This is a genomic window from Paenibacillus sp. N22P23, from assembly GCF_059383735.1.
The window spans coordinates 676,844-695,354 of record NZ_JBXENT010000001.1; the positions used below are offsets into that span (position 1 = coordinate 676,844).

The following is an 18,511-nucleotide window of genomic DNA, read 5'->3' on the forward strand; positions in this document are numbered from 1 at the left end:
ACTTGTGGTGAAGGGAGTTCTTGTGTTTACATAGAAGAAGATACGGCTGTCGCCGAAACCATAATAATTCTATAATAGTAAAGAATGCAAGGTATCTTTCTCTAAAGGCTGGAGATGAAATCGGCTGCGGCTCTGCTGGTACTTGGGCGGGTTCATCTTATTTCAAGAGAGGATGGGTTTAGGTTGAGTCAAGATGAGGTGTGGAAAGTAGAACAAGCACGTGTAGTCTCGGTCGTCAAACAGATCGGTCAACGTATCGAAACACTGGAGCAACAAACGGCGGATACTAGGGAAGAAATGGTCGATATCCGCAAAAATTTCTGGGATGAAGTAACCGTCAACTTCGAAGATTCGGTTGAAATGGCGGAATCCTATGCAAGCTTGAAGCAACAGGCGGAGGTTCTCTCGGAGCGTGAACGGACGCATCGTCAAGCTGCGATGCAGCTGAAGACGCTGAGAAAGCTGAAGTCGTCGCCATATTTTGGACGGATTGATTTTCAGGAGGACGGCTTAGGTGTCCATGTCGATCAAGTTTACCTCGGCATTGCATCGCTTCGTGATGCAGAGGACGAAGATTATCTCATTTATGACTGGCGTGCGCCGATTGCGAGTCTCTATTATGACTATCCTCCAGGTCCGGCTCAGGTGGAGACACCTATGGGAACCGTTAATGGGGAGCTGAAGCTGAAGCGGCAGTTTGTCATTAAGGATGGGGAGATCCGCAGCTTATTTGATACCGGTGTAACAATCGGAGATGAGCTGCTGCAAGAAGTGCTGGGCAAACAGTCTGATGCATCCATGAAGAGCATTGTCGGCACAATTCAGCGTGAGCAAAATCGTATTATCAGAGATGAGCGAAGCCGTCTGCTGCTGGTTCAAGGTGCGGCGGGAAGCGGTAAGACATCAGCAGCGCTGCAGCGCGTGGCTTATTTGCTGTACCGGTTCCGTGGAACGCTGAGTGCCGATCAGATTGTGCTGTTCTCGCCGAATCCGATGTTCAACAGCTACGTATCTACCGTATTGCCTGAACTTGGCGAAGAAAACATGCAGCAAACGACGTTCCAAGAATACTTAGCCATTCGAATGGGGAAATCGTTTAAGCTTGAAAATCCATATGCTCAGCTGGAGTATGCCCTTACGGCGGAGCAAGAACCCGGTTATCAAGCTAGGATCGCGGGTATTCGCTACAAAGCATCGACTGATTTTGTCGCTCTGATCGAGCGGTATTTAGTTGTTCTAGGTCAAGAAGGGCTGAAGTTCCGCGATGTTGCTTTTCGCGATGAGCTTCTTGTTTCGGCGGATCAGATTAGGGACTATTTCTATGCGCTTGATGATTCGATTGCGATACCAAACCGGCTTCGACTCGTTGCGGAATGGCTGCTCGGCTTACTAAGGGAGCGTCAGAAAGCCGCGCTGGAAGAGGCATGGGTGGACGAAGCGGTTGAGCTGCTGGATAAAGATACGTATTTGAAGGCTCACCAGAGCCTGAAGAGGCAAAATCGTAAAAACAGAGAAGATACGTTCGACGATTTCGATCGGGAGCGTGAGCTGCTGGGTCACTATGTCGTTCAAGAGCAGTTTAAGCCGATTCGTGCTCGCGTGCGCAAGCTTGCTTTTGTAGATCTGAAGGCAGCGTATGTGAAGCTGTTCAGTGATCCGACATTCGCAGCAGGGTTGACTGATTCCATCGGGAAGTCATTGCCTCAGGAGTGGACCGAAATCTGCAATCAAACGACCTCGCGCCTACAAAATCGGGTCATGGCGTATGAGGATGCCACGCCGTTCCTGTATGTGATTGAGCGAATTCGTGGATTCCAGACGAATACATCGGTGCGTCATGTACTGGTGGATGAAGCACAGGATTACACGGGCTTCCAATTTGCGTATTTGAAGAGGTTGTTTCCGTTTAGCCGAGTAACGGCGCTTGGCGATTTAAATCAATCGATTAATGCGCATACGGTGTCAGATGAAAGTACAGGTTTTGCAGCACTGGCAGCCCTATACCCGACGGAAGAAACGGAGACGGTTGTGCTGAAGCAGAGCTACCGGTCAACGCGTCCAATTGTGGAGTTCACCAGCCAGCTCATTCCTGGCGGTAACGAGATCCAGCCTTTCAATCGGGACGGCAGCCGGCCGACTGTAACGTTAGCGACTGATCTTGATGATTTACATCGTCTCATTCATACTCGTATAGAGAAGCTGGCCGCAGAAGGCAACCGAACGATTGCCGTTATTTGCAAGACAGCTGTGCAAAGCATAATCGCCTTTGAAGCGCTTCGTGATGACTCTAAAGTTAGGTTGATTGAGAAAGAAACGACAACCTTTGAACCTGGGATAGTCGTCATTCCATCGTACCTTGCCAAAGGGGTGGAGTTTGATGCGGTTCTGGTATATGATGCATCTGCTGCTGCATCCGGTTATGGTAGCGAGAGCGAACGCCGGTTGTTCTATACCGTTTGTACACGTGCCATGCATGAGCTTCATCTGTTTGCAGTAGGCGACACGCTGAGTCCGTTTCTGCTTGGAGAAGCGGCAGCTTACTACGATGTTCCAGGCACTCGGTCTGACACCATGCCGGTCCATACTTTATAAATGTGAAAGAGGTATTTATTCGTGGATTATATTCGAGCGATTACAACTGATTTGTTAGAAGAAGCGATTGCGGTACGCTTCGAAGTGTTTGTAGATGAGCAGAAGGTGCCTGCGGATCTGGAGCGGGACGAATATGATGATTCACCGGAAGCTTGTCATCATTTTGTCGTGAAGGATAATGGCAAAGCCATTGCGGCCGGAAGATGGAAAGAATACGAGCCCGGCGTAGCGAAGCTGCAGCGAATTGCGGTTCTGCTGCCTTACCGCGGACACGGCATAGGCAAGAAGTTGATCGAAGTGATGGAGCAGGATGCTCGTGAGTGCGGTTATACGTCTTCCATTCTAGGCGCGCAATGTACAGCTGAAGGTTTCTATCAGAAGCTGGGTTATGTGACGGAATCGACAGAGCCGTTCCTTGACGCCAACATTCCGCATGTGAATATGCGCAAAGTGTTCTAATACGCGCGTCATGCACAGATAAGACACCTGTAGACAGTCGGCAATTTGAAGCCGCGGTCTCTACAGGTGTCTTTTTTGTAAGAGGCTGCGTCTCGAAGACCCATTCTTGCAACCTGCGAAACGAGTATGCGATAATCGCGAGATAGAAAGCAGGTGTACGTGCGTTGAAACGCGTATTGATTATCGTTTGTTATGCTTTAATTATTGCGATTGTTTGGTATAACAAAACTGAGCTGCTGGAATGGATGAAAGCAGGAGAAGCGCCGGTTCTGTTGATACTGCTGCTTGTAATTGGCCTTGCTTGCATTCCCGTAATTCCATTCAGCATCGTGATCGGAACGATGGGTTTTCTGTACGGGCCATTTCTTGGCGCGCTGCTCAGTTTGATTGGTGCGTGGCTTGCCGCGCTCTTCATGTACGGCTTGTTCCGTTACGCCCTTCGTGAACGAGGTCGAGAGCTGCTGCGGCGCTATAAACTGACTGAGCGGTGGACGACGATGGTCGAGCAGCACCCGTTCCGTTCCATTCTCCTTGCAAGGCTGATGCCGATCCTGCCGCAAACCGCGGTTAATTTGTATGCAGCTGTTGCGGCGATACCTTTCTTGCCCTATGTCTCTGCTTCTCTACTCGGCAAAGTGCCGGCGATGCTGATTTTTGCTTTCATTGGTGATCACATTTCGGGGGATTGGCAGTCGTTGCTGCTTGTGGCAGGTGTATATATCGTGTTTCTGCTTTCGGTGTATGGTTCATTTCGGTATTGGCAAGCAAGGGGGCATAAGGCATGAATGACCTAAATAAGGCTATTGCGCTGCGAGAGACAGGTCAATTGGAAGAGGCTCGTCAACTGTTGCTTGAATTGCTGAAGACGGACGCGGACGATCCACATGTGTGGTATCAATGCGCCTGGGCTCATGATGTGATGGAGCTCGAACGAGAAGCGATCCCCTATTACCAGCAGGCACTTGCGCTTGGAATCACAGGTAAAGACAGACAAGGCGCATATTTGGGACTTGGCAGCACGTTTCGCGTGTTAGGGCAGTATGAAGCAGCAATGAAAATCTTCGAGCAGGGTCTATCGGAATTTCCGGAGTGCAGGGAGCTTAATGTCTTCTATGCGATGGTGTTGTACAACTTGAAGGATTTCAGCAGTGCGATGTCCATCATGATGCGGGAGCTCGCCGAAACGAGCGAGAATGCGGGTATTCGTGATTATAAGCGAGCTATACTTTATTACTCGGACAAGCTGGATGAAGTGTTGAACTAGCAGATGAATAGAAGAACAGTTAAGGAGAGTGCAACTGATCCTAAGGGGTGCGGTTGCAATCTCCTTTTTATATACCTTTTTACCATATCCTGCTATAATCAACAAAAGATTGATCCTATTGGAGGTGGAACAGTATGCTGAACAAAATGAATAACCATCTTATCGAAATCGTCGGTTATGCCGCATCCATCTTCACGACAGTTCTTTGGATGGTTTTAGTTTGGAAGGACCCATACTTCGAGGGGATGAACAAGGTCGATCCAACTCACTCCTTCCTTATGTTAGTACTGCCTGCTTGTTTATTTGGCATTGGATTACTACATTCTCGGGTCATCATTATGCTCGTTGCGTTTATTTGGAGTGTTCCGTTTAGCATTTTCATGCTGTTTTCGTCCAGTATTTTTGTCCTTTTTGGCGTTTGCTGCCTTTTATATTTGATTTGTGCAGTCTTGTCACGTGTGAATAAGATTCGATATTGGTAGAGAGAGATTGTCAGGCGTGGTGAAACATTATTGCGGATCATGAAGTTGGTAGGATATAGAAACAACTAATACCAAGGTCGGTCATGGAGGCGGCAGTTCTGAGAAATTACGTCCGATCACCCTTGCGGAGGCCTATCCCGGGGATATTTCGAAGGTAACGAGAATAGAACTTTTAAATGGTTCCTCCGGGGAACGGGCTGCAGTTGAAGATAAGGAAACGATATTGCATTGGCTCAATCAGGTAAAGGATATGAAGCTGAAACCGGACGATAATCAAGAAGATCGAGCGGGTTATGTGTTTGGCCCGTTCCTTATTCGAGAAAGCGTTCGGGCATGCGTTCTAGGCGCGTGAAACGAACGCAGTGTGGCAGGATTTTAGGGTAGCGGTACCGTAAATATAATCTTATCTAGTTCGAAAAGAGGGATTCCATGCCAAAGGGTCAGGATGCTTCAGGAATCATCATCATCGATGTGCAGAACAGAGTATTGCTGGTTCGTCAAACGTATGGGAAGAAGAAATGGTCCATTCCCGGCGGCATGGTCGAAGATGGGGAATCAGCTTGGAACGCGGCCGAGAGAGAGCTGTTTGAAGAAGCCAATATCAGAGTTCGCGACATGGAGCTGTCCGGGCTCTATTTTCAACCGCATAAAAACCGATACATCCACACCTTTAAAGCAGATCACTATGTTGGCACCATACGCGTAGATAACAACGAAATTGATCAGTATGGATTTTTCGATGTGGAAGCACTGCCGAGGCCGATTTCCAGCTTCACCATTCAACGCCTGAAGGATGCGATTCAACAAACGAAAACCGTCTTCAAGGAAGAGTCGATTGATCAGTATGAGATTTTGTATTAAGTGTGGGGCAGTGGTACATAGTCACTCACGCTAACGAATCCTAGAGGTCTTATTTCAACAAAAAGAAGGGGTCCCAAATTCTAACGAACGCTACAGGTCTTATTCGGTATCAAAAGGCTCTTTTTCTCCCCATTTTGCCTGAATAGCGTCTCTACGATTCGTTAGATTTAATAAGGGGCTAATTTCGCACCAATAAGACCCTCAGGATTCGTTAGCGCGTAACCATGTAAACAACAGACTTCTTGCTGCAACAGGCACATGAATACGATTGATGAACTCACCAAACTGCTCCAGCTCTTGTTACAATAAATCAGATCAAACGATCCGGAGGACAATACCATGTTGACTTTCATTACGGAGCTTCCAACTGATTATCCAATCGGAGGCGTGCATTGTGTGCCTATTATGGATAATGGCAACTTGATCATGGTTTGGGATCGAGAGGAGAAAGTGCTCACTACAATAGGCGGCAGGCTGGAAGCTCATGAATCCCTGGAAGAGGCTTTAGATCGGGAAGTGTTAGAGGAAGCGGGGATTGAACTGACAGAGAGACGTATTCCTTTTGCCAGCTGGTTCTGGAAGGAGTCTAGCGGATATACGATTTATTATTTAGCTCAAGTAAAGAGATTCGCCGAGATGCCTGTGGGGTACGAGAAGACGGGTTATGTGGTGATGAATTTCGAAACTGCCATTGATATGATAAAGAGTATTGAAGGCAGACAGGAAAGAATCGATATTATTCGGCGAGCTGGTATATTGTCAGGTCACCTTATTGAAGATGATAGCTCAGAATCTAGTTTGGAGGCGACCACTTGATCGTTAAAGCTGTTTTCTTCGATTTGTTTGAAACGTTAATCACTGAATTTGAGCAAGGGAAGAGAATGTCGAATCGGAACTATGATTACAGTACGTTACTGGGCATCTCAAACGCTGACTTTAAGAAAGAGTGGAGCCTTCGCCAAGAACAACGAATGAACGGGCATTTCGACTCTTACGAGGAAGTGCTTAGAGACATCGCTCTAGCGAGACATCTGGAGATCAATGAGGACTCTGTTCGATATCTATACCAAGCAAGAGTAGAAGAGAAAAAACTCCCCTTCCATGCAATTCAAGGTGAGATACTGGAACTGTTAACTGACCTTCGCAGCCATCAAATCAAGATTGGCTTAATAAGCAACTGCACGGAAGAAGAAGTGACCTTATGGCCGGAATCCCCTATATCGGCGTTCTTCGATGATTATGTGTTCTCTTTTGATGCAAAATGCAGCAAGCCGGATGCAAGAATCTATGAGATCGCATGTGAGCGGTTGAAGGTGAAGCCTGAAGAGAGTGTATTTGTAGGCGATGGAGGATCCAATGAACTAGAGGGGGCTTCAAGAGCGGGAATGCGCGTGTATCATGCCTTCTGGTTCAACACCTACGTGCAAAGTGATTTTAATAAACTGCGAAACCCGAAAGAACTTCTTAAGGAACTTTGGTAGGCGGTGGCTGACAAACATGCGAAAGGAAGTCCACATGGAACTAAGGCAGATGGCAACGGTTTTCTTATTTCATGACAACCATGTATTGATGATGAAGAAAACAAGCAGCAGGCTCTATCAGCATGAGTTTTATTCCGGGTTAGGCGGGCATCTGGAGCCAAGTGAGCTTAATGATCCAAAGACAGCCTGTCTCCGGGAGATTCAGGAGGAATCAGGCATTTCTGAGCAGAACATCCATGATTTGAAGCTCAAGTATATCTTACTTCGTGTGAAAGAAGAGGAGATCCGGCAGCAATTCGTCTATTTTGGACGGACAAATGACAGGCAGTGTGTGCCCTCTGAGGAAGGCGAGCTGCTGTGGGTCGAAGAGAGGGAACTGCTGAACCTGCGAACTTCGAAAATCATTCATTTCATGCTGCAGCATTACTTCGCTCATCCTCATTCCGATGAGGTCATGGTCGGGACAATCGCTCTTAACGACGAACAAGAACCCGTTATGCAATGGTCAAGATTGCAAGATCCGATTATTTTCTAGACAGGCGTAATACCGTTACCAATCCTGGTAATGGTATATTTATTTCCGAATAGGTAGGTGGGTCTGATGAACATTCGCGAAGCCTCAATTGCTGACTGTGAAGGAATAGCCAAGGTCCATCTGGAAAGCTGGAAGACGACGTATGCTGGTCTAGTTTCAGAATCCTATTTAGAGGGCCTGACATTAGAAGGTCGTATGCGCAACTGGATATGGACGTTCAACCATCCCAATCCTGATCAAATTACGCTCGTAGCCGAAGAGGCGAACGGCCGTATTATTGGTTTTGTGAATGCCGGGAAGAGCCGAGAGGCGGATTGGGGTTACGAAGCAGAGCTATATTCAATCTACCTGTTGAAAGAAGCGCAAGGTCAGGGCTGCGGAAGCCGTCTGTTCGCTGCTGCTCGGGACGAGATGAAGTCCAGATCTTATTCCTCGCTCATGCTCTGGGTATTGAAAGACAATCCATCACTGCAGTTCTATACTAAGCTTGGCGGTGAAGTCATCGGGAGCAAAGAAATTCAAATCGGTGAGCAGCTATTGTTGGAATCGGCGATTGGTTGGAAAAACATATAAAGGGAGGGTGACGGCAAAATGTCTTTTCCTATTCGAGTCAGGCCTACCGCTCTTATTATCGACAATGATCATATACTGCTTATCGAATATAGCGAACATAAGGATCGGCTTCATTACAATCTCCCTGGTGGAGGTGCCGAGCCAGGTGAATCCGTTAAGGAAACGCTGGTTCGCGAATTGCGCGAAGAAGCCAATGTCGAGATCGATATCGGCCCGATCGCGTTCGTGTACGAGTTTGCACCGCATCGTCAGTCTGGAGAGTATGATTCGGTAACCCCCTGTCTTAATCTTATTTTTGAATGCTCGATTCGAGAAGGATCCGTGCCAAGATTGCCGGATATCCCCGATCCGACGCAGGTAGGCGTTCGCTGGGTTAGTCTTCAAGAACTCGAAACCATTACGCTGTATCCCAACATGAGTAAACTTATCATTGAATACGCCCGCGCGAAAAGATCCATTCCTTTGGTTGAAGACCATCAACTAGAACGGTATGCTAATAACAGGCAATAACCTGACCTAATACGAAGGAGCTGTTCTCAAAATGATCGAAACAACGTTGATTGCTGAACCGGGCAAACAGGAGTATTTTATGAGCGTTACGTTCAATGCGCCGCGTGAGCTTGTTTTCAAGACCTATACCGACCCGAGTACGATTTCGGATTGGTGGGGGCCAAGACGCTTAACCACAAGAGTGGACCAAATGGATGTCAGAAAAGGCGGCGTATGGCGTTACGTTCAGCATGACAGCAGAGGCAATGAGTATGCGTTCAGTGGGGTCTATCATGAGAGTGTTGCGCCTGAGCGACTTGTACAGACGTTCGAATTTGAAGGAATGCCAGGTCAAGCCGGGCTTATTGTAGTGACTTTCGAAGAGCTCCCAAATGGCAAAACGAAGCTGACGGAGCAATCGATTTTCCCATCGCTTGCCGCCCGAGATGGTGTGCTTCAATCGGGCATGGAAGCCGGAGCGAAAGAGCTCTTTGAACGATTTGCCGAGCTGCTGGCGAAGCTTCAAGCGTAACTTGAATGATTAACCGGAACGAGGGTGATATAACCTTGTTAGACAAATCGGTTCCCTACTTTAACATCATTATGAAGAGGTCGGCAGGTAAGCCGATCGCTGAGGCTGTGCTGCCTCCGGGCTATTCTTTTGTCCCTTATACGTCTGGCCTTGAGCAGGCTTGGGCCGAGATTGAGACTTCGGTGGGGGAGTTTGATGATCCCGCGGCGGCGATGGCATATTTTCAGAACGAATATAGCATTCATCCGACGGAGCTTGCGGAGCGGTTGACGCTGCTTCAGAATCCGGACGGGCAGTTCGTTGGTACGGTCATGGCGTGGTGGAATGGCGATGGGGACGAGAGAGTCCCTTCGCTGCACTGGCTGTCGGTAAAGCCGGGTTATCAAGGATTAGGTCTTGGCCGGGCGCTTGTGTGTCATTGTCTGCAACGGCTGCTCGAAACAGAAGGCGACGAGAATGTTTACTTACATACGCAAACGTGGAGCTATCCCGCGGTCGGATTATATTTCAGCACGGGATTTGAGCTTGTACGAACGGGGAGCTTCGGCCACTATCGGAATGATTTTGAATTGGCGGAACCTATCTTGCTCCAGCGGTTGAAGGGATATCGAAAACGTGACTGAGTGAGGTGGGAGCGGGATGTCGCCATCCTTGACGATGAAGAGTGAAACGGCCTACACCTTGAATTTTCTTGTGTACATTCAAAATCTGTATCTAAACCAACGAAGCGGACAGGGCGAGGAGCGCTATAAATTTCCTTTTCTTTCGGAACGAGAGATTCCGTTCTTGGCTGATTTTGAGATGGAATTTGCGAAGGTGTGGGCGGAAGCCGCTACACCACGTATAGCCGAAGTGCCCTTTCATGATCTGAACATGTTCAAAGCGCATCGGGAGCTGGTGTACGAGAGGCTGTTCGTGCAGGAGGAAGACAATGATCGCCACTATAACGAGATCCATCAATCTTTCCTTGCTTGGTGGAACAGCATGGCCGGGAGATTCGCGCTGGAGAACGCTTTTGACATTCAGAGGCTGTATGCTGCATTGAAGGCTGCTGTACAAGCGGCCGGTGGTGAAATCCGCAAAACGTTCGATATTAGCATTTTGTATGACGCTTGCACACTAGGGGACGAAGAGGTATTTTCGTATTTTGCGATTATGCCGTATGCGGATTGCTTATTGAAAGAGGAAGTCCTCGTGGATAAATTGATGGCTTGTTTACATAACTAGAGGTTGGGGAGATAGCTATGCAGCTAGAACGTATGAATCATCTCTGTTTCTCTGTATCCAGTTTGGAGCGTTCCGTATCCTTCTATGAGCAGGTGTTTGATGCCAAGCTGCTGGTGGTCGGGCGCTCACTTGCTTATTTTGACTTGTTAGGTTTGTGGATTGCTTTAAATGAAGAGCGGGACATCCCGCGAAATGAGATTCATGAGTCGTACACGCATATGGCCTTTACGATCGCAGAATCAGACTTCGATGCTTGGCTTGCGAAGCTGGAAGGTCTTGGAGTGAACCTATTGCCGGGCCGGTCAAGAGAAGCGGAGGATCGTCAATCCATCTATTTCACCGACCCGGACGGACATAAATTCGAGCTGCACACGGGAACGCTGGAGGAGCGATTGGCACATTACCGAAACACGAAGCCGCATATGACATTCTACACGTAGGCTGTCTCGCGGCTTGATTACTGCCACTCTAGAAACTCTAGACGATTGCCGAAAGGATCAACGACATAGAATCGTGTGACGCCTTCGTCTACCCGTGCCTCATCATCGATGACTTGAAACTGATTGTGGAGCAGATGCTTGCGCAATTCATGAATGCCGCGAACGTGGAAGGCCGGATGCGCTTTGGTGGCGGCGACAAAATCACGCTGCACCCCGATATGGACTTGGTGGATGCCGCATTGAAACCATACGCCGCCGCGCTGTCGCAGCGGCTCCGGCTTGGGCAGCTCCGGCCAGCCGAGCACATCGGTGTAGAAGCTGCGAGCTGCTGATTCACAGCCTTCAGGTGCTGCGAGCTGAACATGGTCAATGCCTTCGAATTGGTGGGGCATAGCAGGTTCCTCCTTGTCGTTTTAACGTGATAGTTGTTTCATTGTACGCAACTGAGTTTCATGAATTCACATCTCAATCATAGTGGAATTCGATAGATCGGTCCAGCACAAATAAGCTCAGCCCCGACTTGCGGAGCTGAGCTTCATAGCAGATGCTGCCTTACGCTAGTGCAGAGCCTCGTCTCCGACATCGCGCATTAGCTGCTCCATCTCAAGCGTGAGCGATTTAACAATCTGCTCATAGCCCGGAGAATGGTATACGTTGCGCAGCTCGTAGGGGTCCTCGGCAAGATCAAACAATTCCCATTCCGGCGGCTTCGATTCGTCCCGAGAATCTGTCGTACCGAGCGCCTGAGCATAATAATAAATGAGCTTATATCGCTGTGTTCTCATCCCATAGTGGGCGTAAACTTCATGGTTACCGTCAAGATGCATCCAATATCGGTAGTACATGGAGGTTCTCCAGTCCGCCGGTGTGTCGGCGTTCAGTACGGTTCTGAAGCTGCGGCCTTGCATCGTCTCCGGGATCGGGTGGGCGGCATAATCCAAGAAGGTTGGCGCGAAATCGACATTCAAGATCATGGTGTCGCTGGAGGTTCCGGCTTGGATGGCCCGAGGATAACGGATCAGGAATGGCATACGCAGCGATTCCTCATACATAAATCGTTTATCGAACCAGCCATGATCACCCAAGAAGAAGCCTTGATCGGATGTGTAGATGATAATCGTATCGTTCGTTTCGTCTTCTTCATCTAAATAATCCAGTAAACGTCCCACATTGTCGTCAACGGAGGCAATGCAGCGTAAGTAATCCTTGATGTACCGCTGGTATTTCCACTTCTTCTGCTGCTCCGGTGTTAGCCCCTCAGGCGGAGAGCCTTTGGTATCAAAGTCATTTAGGTCTTCAATGCGCATCTTCGCATTCACGGCAGCCTGTGAACGAGTGGCATAATCGTCGTAAAAGGTTTCCGGCTCTGGAATGTCGATATCGTCGTATAAGTGCAAATGCTTCTCGTCCGGCTCCCAACTGCGATGCGGTGCCTTGTGGTGACACATGAGCATGAACGGCCGCTCTCTATCCCGGTTCTTCAGCCAATCTAATGATTTATCGGTAATTATATCGGTTACATAGCCGTCAACGTGCTGGGAGACGCCCATCTCGATCATGACGGGATTGTGATACTCTCCTTGGTCGGGAAGGACGCTCCAATAGTCGAAGCCGGTCGGATCGTAGTTGCCACCGTGGCCGAGATGCCATTTGCCGACAATCGCGGTTTGGTATCCGTCTTTTTGGAGCAGTTTTGGAAAGGTCGTCATGCGCCCATCGAGTGGGTCGGCGAGCGTCTTTACCCCATTCATATGATTGTATTGCCCTGTTAAAATGGCTGCGCGGCTCGGTGTGCAAATCGAGTTGGTGCAGAAGCAATTGTCAAAACGCATGCCGCCTTCTGCGATACGGTCAATATTCGGCGTTTCATTGATCTGGCTCCCATAAGCGCTGATGGCATGGGAGGCGTGGTCATCCGACATGATAAACAGAATGTTCGGTCGTTTCGGAGTGTTCGTGGTCAATTTTCATCTCTCCTATCCTCTTGAAACGTTTCGATAGATTCACGGTTATTGTATAATATTCCCTTGGAAGCGTCTACAACGGGTGCCGATACCGGCAGTCCGATAACGATATGCTAGGAGATGACAGAGATGTCTGAACAAATGAAGTCCTGCTGCTGCGCAAGCAGAAGTGATGCATCTGTAAAGGCGCTAGAGTCAGAGATGTCAAACGAGCGCAGCGATTGTGAAGAACATCAACAGCGATTACAGGAGCCGGAATCTTCTCCGCGTTCGCTGCAGGCTGACGAGAATATGATGCTCATTCCCGCAGGCGAGTTTCTGATGGGAACTGATGATGCGGAAGGTTTTCCGCAGGACGGTGAAGGTCCGATTCGAAACGTGAGACTGGATGCGTTCTACATCTCTCGTTATGCGGTTACGAATGCGCAGTTTGCTCAGTTTGTGGCAGCTACCGGTTATGTGACGGAAGCGGAGAAGTTCGGTTGGTCATACGTGTTTCACCTTCTGGCGTCTGACGCTATTCGCGAAGCTGCGGCTGGCACACCTCAAGGCACGCCTTGGTGGCTCGCGGTGAATGGCGCATATTGGGCGCAGCCGGAAGGCCCGGACTCCTCGATCGAGGAGCGGGCGGATCATCCGGTCGTACACGTGTCTTGGAACGACGCAGCAGCTTATTGCACATGGCGAGGCGGGCGACTGCCGACCGAGGCGGAATGGGAGTATGCGGCAAGAGGCGGACTGGTGCAGAGGCGGTACCCATGGGGCGACTTGCTGAAGCCGGACACCGAGCATCTCTGCAACATTTGGCAAGGGAAGTTTCCGGTCAAAAACAATGCGAGCGACGGCTATCACGGAACCGCGCCTGTAGATGCTTATAAGCCAAACGGCTACGGACTGTACAATATGTCCGGCAACGTGTGGGAGTGGTGCAGCGACTGGTTCACTCCGCAATATCACCGGGTCACATCAGCGGTTAGTCCTCACTATACGAAGCCGACCCATGCGCGTTCCATGCGCGGGGGCTCCTACCTGTGTCACAAATCCTACTGCAACCGTTACCGGGTAGCGGCGCGAAATTCCAATACGCCGGACAGCTCGACCGGGAATTGTGGTTTTCGTATCGTAACGGCAGTTGGCGCAGGCAAAGGAGGAATCGGCAGTGAGTGATCCGATTATTGTTGTTGCTTATGATGCGGAGTGGGTACGTGAGTTTCAGGTCATTGGTCTGCGTGTGCGCGAGGCACTTGGTGAAACGGCGCTTCGTATCGACCATATCGGATCTACGTCTGTTCCGGGATTGGCAGCGAAGCCTGTTATGGATATTCAAGTTTCGGTCCGCTCACTTGAGCCGGTCGAGCAATATCGTCAAGGGTTTGAGCAGCTCGGCTATGTGTTCAGGGCGGATAATCCGGAGCTCACTAAACGTTATTTCAGAGAAGGGACAGGTATGCGGCGCACGCATATCCATGTCCGAGAAGCAGGCAGCTTCGGCGAGCAATTCGCGCTGCTATTTCGAGATTATCTGCGGGCGAATCAAGAGGATGCGGATTACTATGCTGACGTGAAGGTGCGGCTGATGCATCAGTACGGGCAAGACCGCGGTCGATATGTGGACGAGAAAGAGCCTTACATCTGGGAGATCATGCGCAAGGCCAGCAATTGGAGTCAATGCATGGGCTGGAAGCCGGGAACATCGGATCTATGATGAAGGTTGATTTTGCGGCCTGGAAGCATTATTTTCTGCAAAATCAGCAGAATCTGATGGCCATTGATTGGGACGATTCGTATCGGCTGACGGAGGCGGAGCGGGCGTGCATTCAGAAATCCATTCAGCAGTTCCAGCTCGGCGAGAGCTCCGAAGGCAAGCATCTCATTCATCAAGCGAAGCGTTATGCCGAGCGAACCGGGAATCACGATTATTATGCTGCAGTCACCGCCTTTATTCGTGAGGAGCAGCGGCATGCCAGAGACCTGGGCCGGTTTATGAAAGGGCAGCAATTGCCGACCATCCGCGGTCACTGGGTGGATCATGTCTTTCGCAAAATGCGCCAATTCGCTGGGCTCGAGCTGTCCGTTATGGTGCTGATTACAGCCGAAATTATCGCGAAGGTTTATTATATCGCACTTCGGCAGAGCACGGATGCGAAGGCATTGCGCGACTTGTGCGATCAGATTTTGCAAGATGAGGAGAAGCATGTCGAGTTTCAATCGGAGACGCTCTATACGCTGGGCTTAGGCAGAATGTCAGTCGTGAACCGCTTTAATCGGACGGCCCATCGCATGCTGCTTGAAGGAACACTCGTCGTCGTTTGGGTTCAGCATCGAAATGTATTTCAAGCCGGCGGGTACCGGTTCAGCGACTTTCTGGCTGCTTGTCGGAAGGAGTTTCGCTTATCGGGAATCATCGTTGCCGGAGCCACTCAAGCGGGGAGGGCGTTTGAAGGATGATCCGTATTATGGAGCTGCATGATCAGCCGCAAGCTTGGATCGAAGAAGCGATTCGATATATTTGGAACCAGTGGGGCAGCGAGCATAATTATCCGTTCTATCATGACTGCATCGTACACGCGCTGCAAGGGGAAGTGGATGTGCCGAAATTCTATGTAGCCGTTGATCTGGAAAAGGAGCAGTTTATCGGCATGTGCGGTGTGCTGCGCAACGATCTCATCAGCCGGCAGGATCTGTTTCCGTGGCTCGCTTGTCTCTACGTAGACCCGTCTTATCGGGGCGATGGACTCGGCAGCCGATTAATGGCGCATGTGGAAGCAGAGCTTGCAGGCAAGGGTTATACACAGCTTTACTTAAGCACAACCCTTGACGATTATTATGAGAGATACGGGTGGAACTATTTCAGCGATGGCTATTACTTGGATGGGAGCAGCACGAAAGTGTATCGTAAACTGCTAGGCGGTTAAAGACCAGTAGAGCATCCCGTCTTGCGCGACCGTTTGCTTCATGCCAAGCTTCTTCAGTACGTTGATCGAAGCGTGATTGTTCGCGTGGCACTCGGCGATGATTGTCAACGCTTGGCCGGTGGAGAAAGCCCAGTCCAGGAGTGCTCGAACGCTCTCTGTCGCGAAGCCCTGATTGCGGGCGGAAGGGAGAAAACCATAACCGACTTCTGCGACGCCTCCGGTTGGTGTGCCTTTAAATCCGATGTCGCCAAGCACTTCGTGAGTCGTTGTGTCAGTAACCAGCCACACGCCCCATCCGAGCAGCGCTTTATCGAGCTTCAACTGCTCGACATAGCGGCCGATATGCTTCTTATCTTGGATATAGGGCTGGAAGTCATCCGCGTTGTCGACGGTGATTGGGAGAAGCGTGAGTCGTTCAGTTGTAACGTTAAACAACGAATTTGTTCACTCCTTAAGCAAGTGCAGTTTTTATCATCATAGGGGCAGGCTACGGTTCAGCACAAGTTTTTGTGGAAATAAGAGAGGGAGGCTGGCCATGATTGAGGTCAAAAATATTACGCCTGACGACGTAGAGTTGTATTGGCGATTGCGCTTGGAAGCGTTGCGAGATAGTCCGGAAGCGTTCGGAGCGACGTATGAGGCATCGGTTGACACTCCGATTGAATCGGTTAAAGCACGGATTCAAGTGACGGCGGATCAATTTATTTTAGGCGCGTTCACGGCGGACGGAGGGCTTGTCGGCATGGTTGGGTTTCAGAGGGAACAATCCGTCAAAGCGAAGCATAAAGGTTTCGTGTGGGGGATGTACGTGTCTCCAAATGCACGGAAGCAGGGAGTTGGACGACTGCTTCTGCAAGAACTGCTGGACCGGGGGCGTGAGCTGGATGGGCTTGAGCAAATCAATCTCATGGTTGTCACGGGCAATGATCGGGCGAGGGGCTTGTATCTGTCGCTGGGCTTCGAAGTGTACGGCTTGGAGCGCAGGGCGCTTAAGTATAAAGGGAACTATTACGATGAAGAATTGATGGTATATACGCTCTAATTGGGACAAGGGGAGGTTGTCAGAATGGTGATTGTTCGCCCGTATGAATCGGAGTCGGATTTAGAGCCGCTCACCGCGCTGATGGCCGATTTGGGATCGCCTTCGACGCATGAGGATATGAAGCTGCGAATGGCGCAGATCGAAGGGAGTCCGAATTATTTTACATTCGTGGCGGAGCTTGAAGGTGCTGTGGTCGGCATGGTCGGGCTGCGGATGCAGTTCAGCTATGTCAGCAATGATGTGAAGACGCAAATTTCCTCACTGGTCACGAAGAAGGAGTTTCAAGGTCAAGGCGTCGGCCAGGCGCTGCTTGCGCATGTGGAGCAGTGGGTGCTGGAGCAAGGCGGGCATTTTATCTATTTAAACAGCGGAATCAAGGAAGAACGGACGGAGGCTCATGGATTTTATAAGAAATGGGGCTACTCCATTACGGGATATCGGTTTGCGAAGAAGCTGCAGCGCCCGTAGATGAAACAAAACAAAGGGAGTCTATCACGTTGAGAAAAGTTGAGATTCGCGAGATCGGCACGAAAAGTATGTTCAAAGCGACGATTTATCTTATGATCATTCCAATGGCGCTGATGGCCTTGATTGGTTTGATGATTACCATTATTGGAGCAGCTACAGGTAAAGGCACGCTGCTCCTTGTGGGAATTCCATATTTGATCATGCCATTCTTTCTAGTTTTCGTTTACGGGGCACTGAGCATGCTTGTTGCCTTGGTCTATAGCGCGTTTGCGAAGAAATTCGGCGGATTGGAGCTAACGCTGGCGGATAAGGATGCGGGGGCAGATGTCTGAGCTGAGGATTCGCTCATTAGGCGAGGGCGAGGCGCTGCCTTATGAACTGCTGCTTCTGGCCGATCCGGAGCGGCAGGCGATCGATGCTTATGCGGGTCGGTGCGTGTGCATGGTGATAGATGAGGATGGCGAGGCGGTCGGCGTATATTTGCTGCTCGCCACTCGGCCGAAGACAGCTGAAATCATGAATATCGCCGTACGGGAGGACTGTCAGGGCAGAGGTCTCGGCAGGGAACTGATCGAGCATGCGGTTCAGCATTGCAAGGAACAGGGATATCGTGCGGTTGAGATCGGAACGGGAAATTCCAGCCTGGGGCAGCTTAGGCTTTATCAGAAATGCGGTTTCCGCATAGTGGGCGTTGACACCGACTACTTCGTTAAGCATTATGCGGAGCCGATTATCGAGAACGGGATTCCTTGCCGGGATATGATTCGGCTGAGGCTTGAATTGTAAAAAAGCCACGAAAATTTCATCTCGCACTCCTCATCTTGTATTCCGCGAAAATCTAACGAACCGTAGAGGCGTTAATTGACTGAATTTAAGGGTTCCGAGAATCTAACGAACCGTAGAGACGTTATTGGGGGATAATCGGTTCCCAAATACTCAAAAACTGTCAAATAGTGCCCCTACGGTTCGTTAGCTTGTTTTCGGAGCCACGAATGGGCAAATAAGACCCGTACGGTTCGTTAGAGCCTTCCGCCGAAACAGTACCGGATTCGCAAGTGTTGGGGCTGCTCCTTTTCTCATAAAAATGCTGTTCCGAATCGTTTAATCGGAACAGCATTTTTTTGGCACTTGCATTGCGAACATACATTCGGTGTATAATGATGATGAGAACATACATTCCTATCGCT

Annotated in this window: 25 protein-coding genes; 22 read left to right on the forward strand and 3 right to left on the reverse strand. The window is 49.7% G+C overall.

The features are described 5' to 3' along the window. Positions 1–183: 183 nt before the first annotated feature. The 14 genes from helD to fosB all read left to right on the forward strand — a co-directional run bounded on the left by helD (position 184) and on the right by fosB (position 10,935). Positions 184–2,592 carry an RNA polymerase recycling motor HelD gene (gene helD / locus AC506A_RS03375; RefSeq protein WP_495459557.1) on the forward strand — a complete coding sequence of 803 codons (2,409 nt, stop codon included), beginning with the start codon at positions 184–186 and terminating at the stop codon, positions 2,590–2,592. Between the two features lie 21 nt (positions 2,593–2,613). Then, positions 2,614–3,051, forward strand: a complete 438-nt coding sequence (locus AC506A_RS03380; RefSeq protein ID WP_495459558.1) for a GNAT family N-acetyltransferase — start codon at positions 2,614–2,616, stop codon at positions 3,049–3,051. 164 nt (positions 3,052–3,215) lie between these two features. Then, positions 3,216–3,836: a TVP38/TMEM64 family protein gene (locus AC506A_RS03385; protein ID WP_495459559.1), complete on the forward strand. Its 621-nt coding sequence runs from the start codon at positions 3,216–3,218 to the stop codon at positions 3,834–3,836. Beyond that, a complete protein-coding gene (locus AC506A_RS03390; protein ID WP_495459560.1) occupies positions 3,833–4,315 on the forward strand; it encodes a tetratricopeptide repeat protein in 483 nt (160 codons plus the stop codon). The genes AC506A_RS03385 and AC506A_RS03390 overlap by 4 nt, the downstream gene beginning before the upstream one ends. 911 nt (positions 4,316–5,226) lie before the next feature. Further along, positions 5,227–5,658: an NUDIX domain-containing protein gene (locus AC506A_RS03395; protein WP_495459561.1), complete on the forward strand. Its 432-nt coding sequence runs from the start codon at positions 5,227–5,229 to the stop codon at positions 5,656–5,658. Positions 5,659–5,997: 339 nt separating this feature from the next. Then, a complete protein-coding gene (locus AC506A_RS03400) occupies positions 5,998–6,474 on the forward strand; it encodes an NUDIX hydrolase (RefSeq protein WP_495459562.1) in 477 nt (158 codons plus the stop codon). After that, positions 6,471–7,139: an HAD family hydrolase gene (locus tag AC506A_RS03405; protein ID WP_495459563.1), complete on the forward strand. Its 669-nt coding sequence runs from the start codon at positions 6,471–6,473 to the stop codon at positions 7,137–7,139. The genes AC506A_RS03400 and AC506A_RS03405 overlap by 4 nt, the downstream gene beginning before the upstream one ends. 16 nt (positions 7,140–7,155) lie before the next feature. Next, complete coding sequence (locus tag AC506A_RS03410; RefSeq protein ID WP_495459564.1) at positions 7,156–7,674, forward strand: NUDIX domain-containing protein; 519 nt, start codon at positions 7,156–7,158, stop codon at positions 7,672–7,674. Between the two features lie 66 nt (positions 7,675–7,740). Further along, complete coding sequence (locus AC506A_RS03415; RefSeq protein ID WP_495459565.1) at positions 7,741–8,247, forward strand: GNAT family N-acetyltransferase; 507 nt, start codon at positions 7,741–7,743, stop codon at positions 8,245–8,247. A gap of 18 nt (positions 8,248–8,265) precedes the next feature. Further along, on the forward strand, positions 8,266–8,757 hold the full coding sequence (locus tag AC506A_RS03420; protein ID WP_495459566.1) for an NUDIX domain-containing protein: 492 nt from the start codon (positions 8,266–8,268) through the stop codon (positions 8,755–8,757). Between the two features lie 31 nt (positions 8,758–8,788). Further along, positions 8,789–9,268: an SRPBCC family protein gene (locus AC506A_RS03425; RefSeq protein WP_495459567.1), complete on the forward strand. Its 480-nt coding sequence runs from the start codon at positions 8,789–8,791 to the stop codon at positions 9,266–9,268. Between the two features lie 35 nt (positions 9,269–9,303). Continuing rightward, complete coding sequence (locus AC506A_RS03430; protein WP_495459568.1) at positions 9,304–9,891, forward strand: GNAT family N-acetyltransferase; 588 nt, start codon at positions 9,304–9,306, stop codon at positions 9,889–9,891. A gap of 16 nt (positions 9,892–9,907) precedes the next feature. Continuing rightward, positions 9,908–10,495, forward strand: coding sequence for a hypothetical protein (locus tag AC506A_RS03435; protein WP_495459569.1), 588 nt, complete (start codon positions 9,908–9,910; stop codon positions 10,493–10,495). A gap of 17 nt (positions 10,496–10,512) precedes the next feature. Beyond that, positions 10,513–10,935 carry a metallothiol transferase FosB gene (fosB, locus tag AC506A_RS03440; RefSeq protein WP_495459570.1) on the forward strand — a complete coding sequence of 141 codons (423 nt, stop codon included), beginning with the start codon at positions 10,513–10,515 and terminating at the stop codon, positions 10,933–10,935. A gap of 17 nt (positions 10,936–10,952) precedes the next feature. Here fosB and AC506A_RS03445 read toward each other — a convergent pair whose 3' ends face one another. Both AC506A_RS03445 and AC506A_RS03450 read right to left on the reverse strand, forming a co-directional pair. Beyond that, a complete protein-coding gene (locus AC506A_RS03445; RefSeq protein ID WP_495459571.1) occupies positions 10,953–11,327 on the reverse strand; it encodes a VOC family protein in 375 nt (124 codons plus the stop codon). Positions 11,328–11,492: 165 nt separating this feature from the next. Further along, positions 11,493–12,899, reverse strand: coding sequence for a sulfatase family protein (locus tag AC506A_RS03450; protein WP_495459572.1), 1,407 nt, complete (start codon positions 12,897–12,899; stop codon positions 11,493–11,495). Between the two features lie 129 nt (positions 12,900–13,028). Between AC506A_RS03450 and AC506A_RS03455 the strand changes: the two genes are divergently transcribed. From AC506A_RS03455 to AC506A_RS03470, 4 genes are read left to right on the forward strand one after another with little or no spacing between them, the layout of a single operon-like run. Continuing rightward, positions 13,029–14,066, forward strand: a complete 1,038-nt coding sequence (locus AC506A_RS03455) for a formylglycine-generating enzyme family protein (protein ID WP_495459573.1) — start codon at positions 13,029–13,031, stop codon at positions 14,064–14,066. Then, positions 14,059–14,604, forward strand: coding sequence for a GrpB family protein (locus tag AC506A_RS03460; protein WP_495459574.1), 546 nt, complete (start codon positions 14,059–14,061; stop codon positions 14,602–14,604). The genes AC506A_RS03455 and AC506A_RS03460 overlap by 8 nt, the downstream gene beginning before the upstream one ends. Next, positions 14,601–15,347, forward strand: a complete 747-nt coding sequence (locus AC506A_RS03465; RefSeq protein ID WP_495459575.1) for a ferritin-like domain-containing protein — start codon at positions 14,601–14,603, stop codon at positions 15,345–15,347. Before AC506A_RS03460 ends, AC506A_RS03465 begins: the two co-directional genes overlap by 4 nt. Continuing rightward, positions 15,344–15,814: a GNAT family N-acetyltransferase gene (locus AC506A_RS03470; RefSeq protein WP_495459576.1), complete on the forward strand. Its 471-nt coding sequence runs from the start codon at positions 15,344–15,346 to the stop codon at positions 15,812–15,814. The genes AC506A_RS03465 and AC506A_RS03470 overlap by 4 nt, the downstream gene beginning before the upstream one ends. Here the strand turns inward: AC506A_RS03470 and AC506A_RS03475 are convergent. Next, a complete protein-coding gene (locus AC506A_RS03475) occupies positions 15,803–16,249 on the reverse strand; it encodes a GNAT family N-acetyltransferase (protein WP_495459577.1) in 447 nt (148 codons plus the stop codon). The genes AC506A_RS03470 and AC506A_RS03475 overlap by 12 nt on opposite strands. Before the next feature lie 100 nt (positions 16,250–16,349). Between AC506A_RS03475 and AC506A_RS03480 the strand changes: the two genes are divergently transcribed. Genes AC506A_RS03480 through AC506A_RS03495 form a run of 4 tightly spaced genes read left to right on the forward strand, consistent with a single transcriptional unit; the run spans position 16,350 to position 18,110 of the window. Beyond that, positions 16,350–16,856 (forward strand): GNAT family N-acetyltransferase, encoded by a 507-nt coding sequence (locus tag AC506A_RS03480; RefSeq protein WP_495459578.1) that lies wholly within the window; start codon positions 16,350–16,352, stop codon positions 16,854–16,856. Positions 16,857–16,880: 24 nt separating this feature from the next. After that, entirely contained in the window at positions 16,881–17,324 is a 444-nt protein-coding gene (locus tag AC506A_RS03485) for a GNAT family N-acetyltransferase (RefSeq protein ID WP_495459579.1), read from the forward strand. Between the two features lie 29 nt (positions 17,325–17,353). Next, positions 17,354–17,656 (forward strand): hypothetical protein, encoded by a 303-nt coding sequence (locus AC506A_RS03490; RefSeq protein ID WP_495459580.1) that lies wholly within the window; start codon positions 17,354–17,356, stop codon positions 17,654–17,656. 1 nt (position 17,657) lies between these two features. Beyond that, positions 17,658–18,110: a GNAT family N-acetyltransferase gene (locus tag AC506A_RS03495; RefSeq protein ID WP_495460961.1), complete on the forward strand. Its 453-nt coding sequence runs from the start codon at positions 17,658–17,660 to the stop codon at positions 18,108–18,110. The last annotated feature ends 401 nt before the right edge of the window (positions 18,111–18,511 follow it).

Excerpts from the sequence above, each read along its gene's own strand:
- AC506A_RS03390 (WP_495459560.1), top strand. The coding sequence starts at position 3,833 with ATGAATGACCTAAATAAGGCTATTGCGCTGCGAGAGACAGGTCAATTG.
- AC506A_RS03395 (WP_495459561.1), top strand. The coding sequence starts at position 5,227 with ATGCCAAAGGGTCAGGATGCTTCAGGAATCATCATCATCGATGTGCAG.
- AC506A_RS03400 (WP_495459562.1), top strand. The coding sequence starts at position 5,998 with ATGTTGACTTTCATTACGGAGCTTCCAACTGATTATCCAATCGGAGGC.
- AC506A_RS03410 (WP_495459564.1), top strand. The coding sequence starts at position 7,156 with ATGCGAAAGGAAGTCCACATGGAACTAAGGCAGATGGCAACGGTTTTC.
- AC506A_RS03415 (WP_495459565.1), top strand. The coding sequence starts at position 7,741 with ATGAACATTCGCGAAGCCTCAATTGCTGACTGTGAAGGAATAGCCAAG.
- AC506A_RS03420 (WP_495459566.1), top strand. The coding sequence starts at position 8,266 with ATGTCTTTTCCTATTCGAGTCAGGCCTACCGCTCTTATTATCGACAAT.
- AC506A_RS03425 (WP_495459567.1), top strand. The coding sequence starts at position 8,789 with ATGATCGAAACAACGTTGATTGCTGAACCGGGCAAACAGGAGTATTTT.
- AC506A_RS03435 (WP_495459569.1), top strand. The coding sequence starts at position 9,908 with ATGTCGCCATCCTTGACGATGAAGAGTGAAACGGCCTACACCTTGAAT.
- fosB (WP_495459570.1), top strand. The coding sequence starts at position 10,513 with ATGCAGCTAGAACGTATGAATCATCTCTGTTTCTCTGTATCCAGTTTG.
- AC506A_RS03445 (WP_495459571.1), bottom strand. The coding sequence starts at position 11,327 with ATGCCCCACCAATTCGAAGGCATTGACCATGTTCAGCTCGCAGCACCT.
- AC506A_RS03455 (WP_495459573.1), top strand. The coding sequence starts at position 13,029 with ATGTCTGAACAAATGAAGTCCTGCTGCTGCGCAAGCAGAAGTGATGCA.
- AC506A_RS03465 (WP_495459575.1), top strand. The coding sequence starts at position 14,601 with ATGATGAAGGTTGATTTTGCGGCCTGGAAGCATTATTTTCTGCAAAAT.
- AC506A_RS03470 (WP_495459576.1), top strand. The coding sequence starts at position 15,344 with ATGATCCGTATTATGGAGCTGCATGATCAGCCGCAAGCTTGGATCGAA.
- AC506A_RS03480 (WP_495459578.1), top strand. The coding sequence starts at position 16,350 with ATGATTGAGGTCAAAAATATTACGCCTGACGACGTAGAGTTGTATTGG.
- AC506A_RS03485 (WP_495459579.1), top strand. The coding sequence starts at position 16,881 with ATGGTGATTGTTCGCCCGTATGAATCGGAGTCGGATTTAGAGCCGCTC.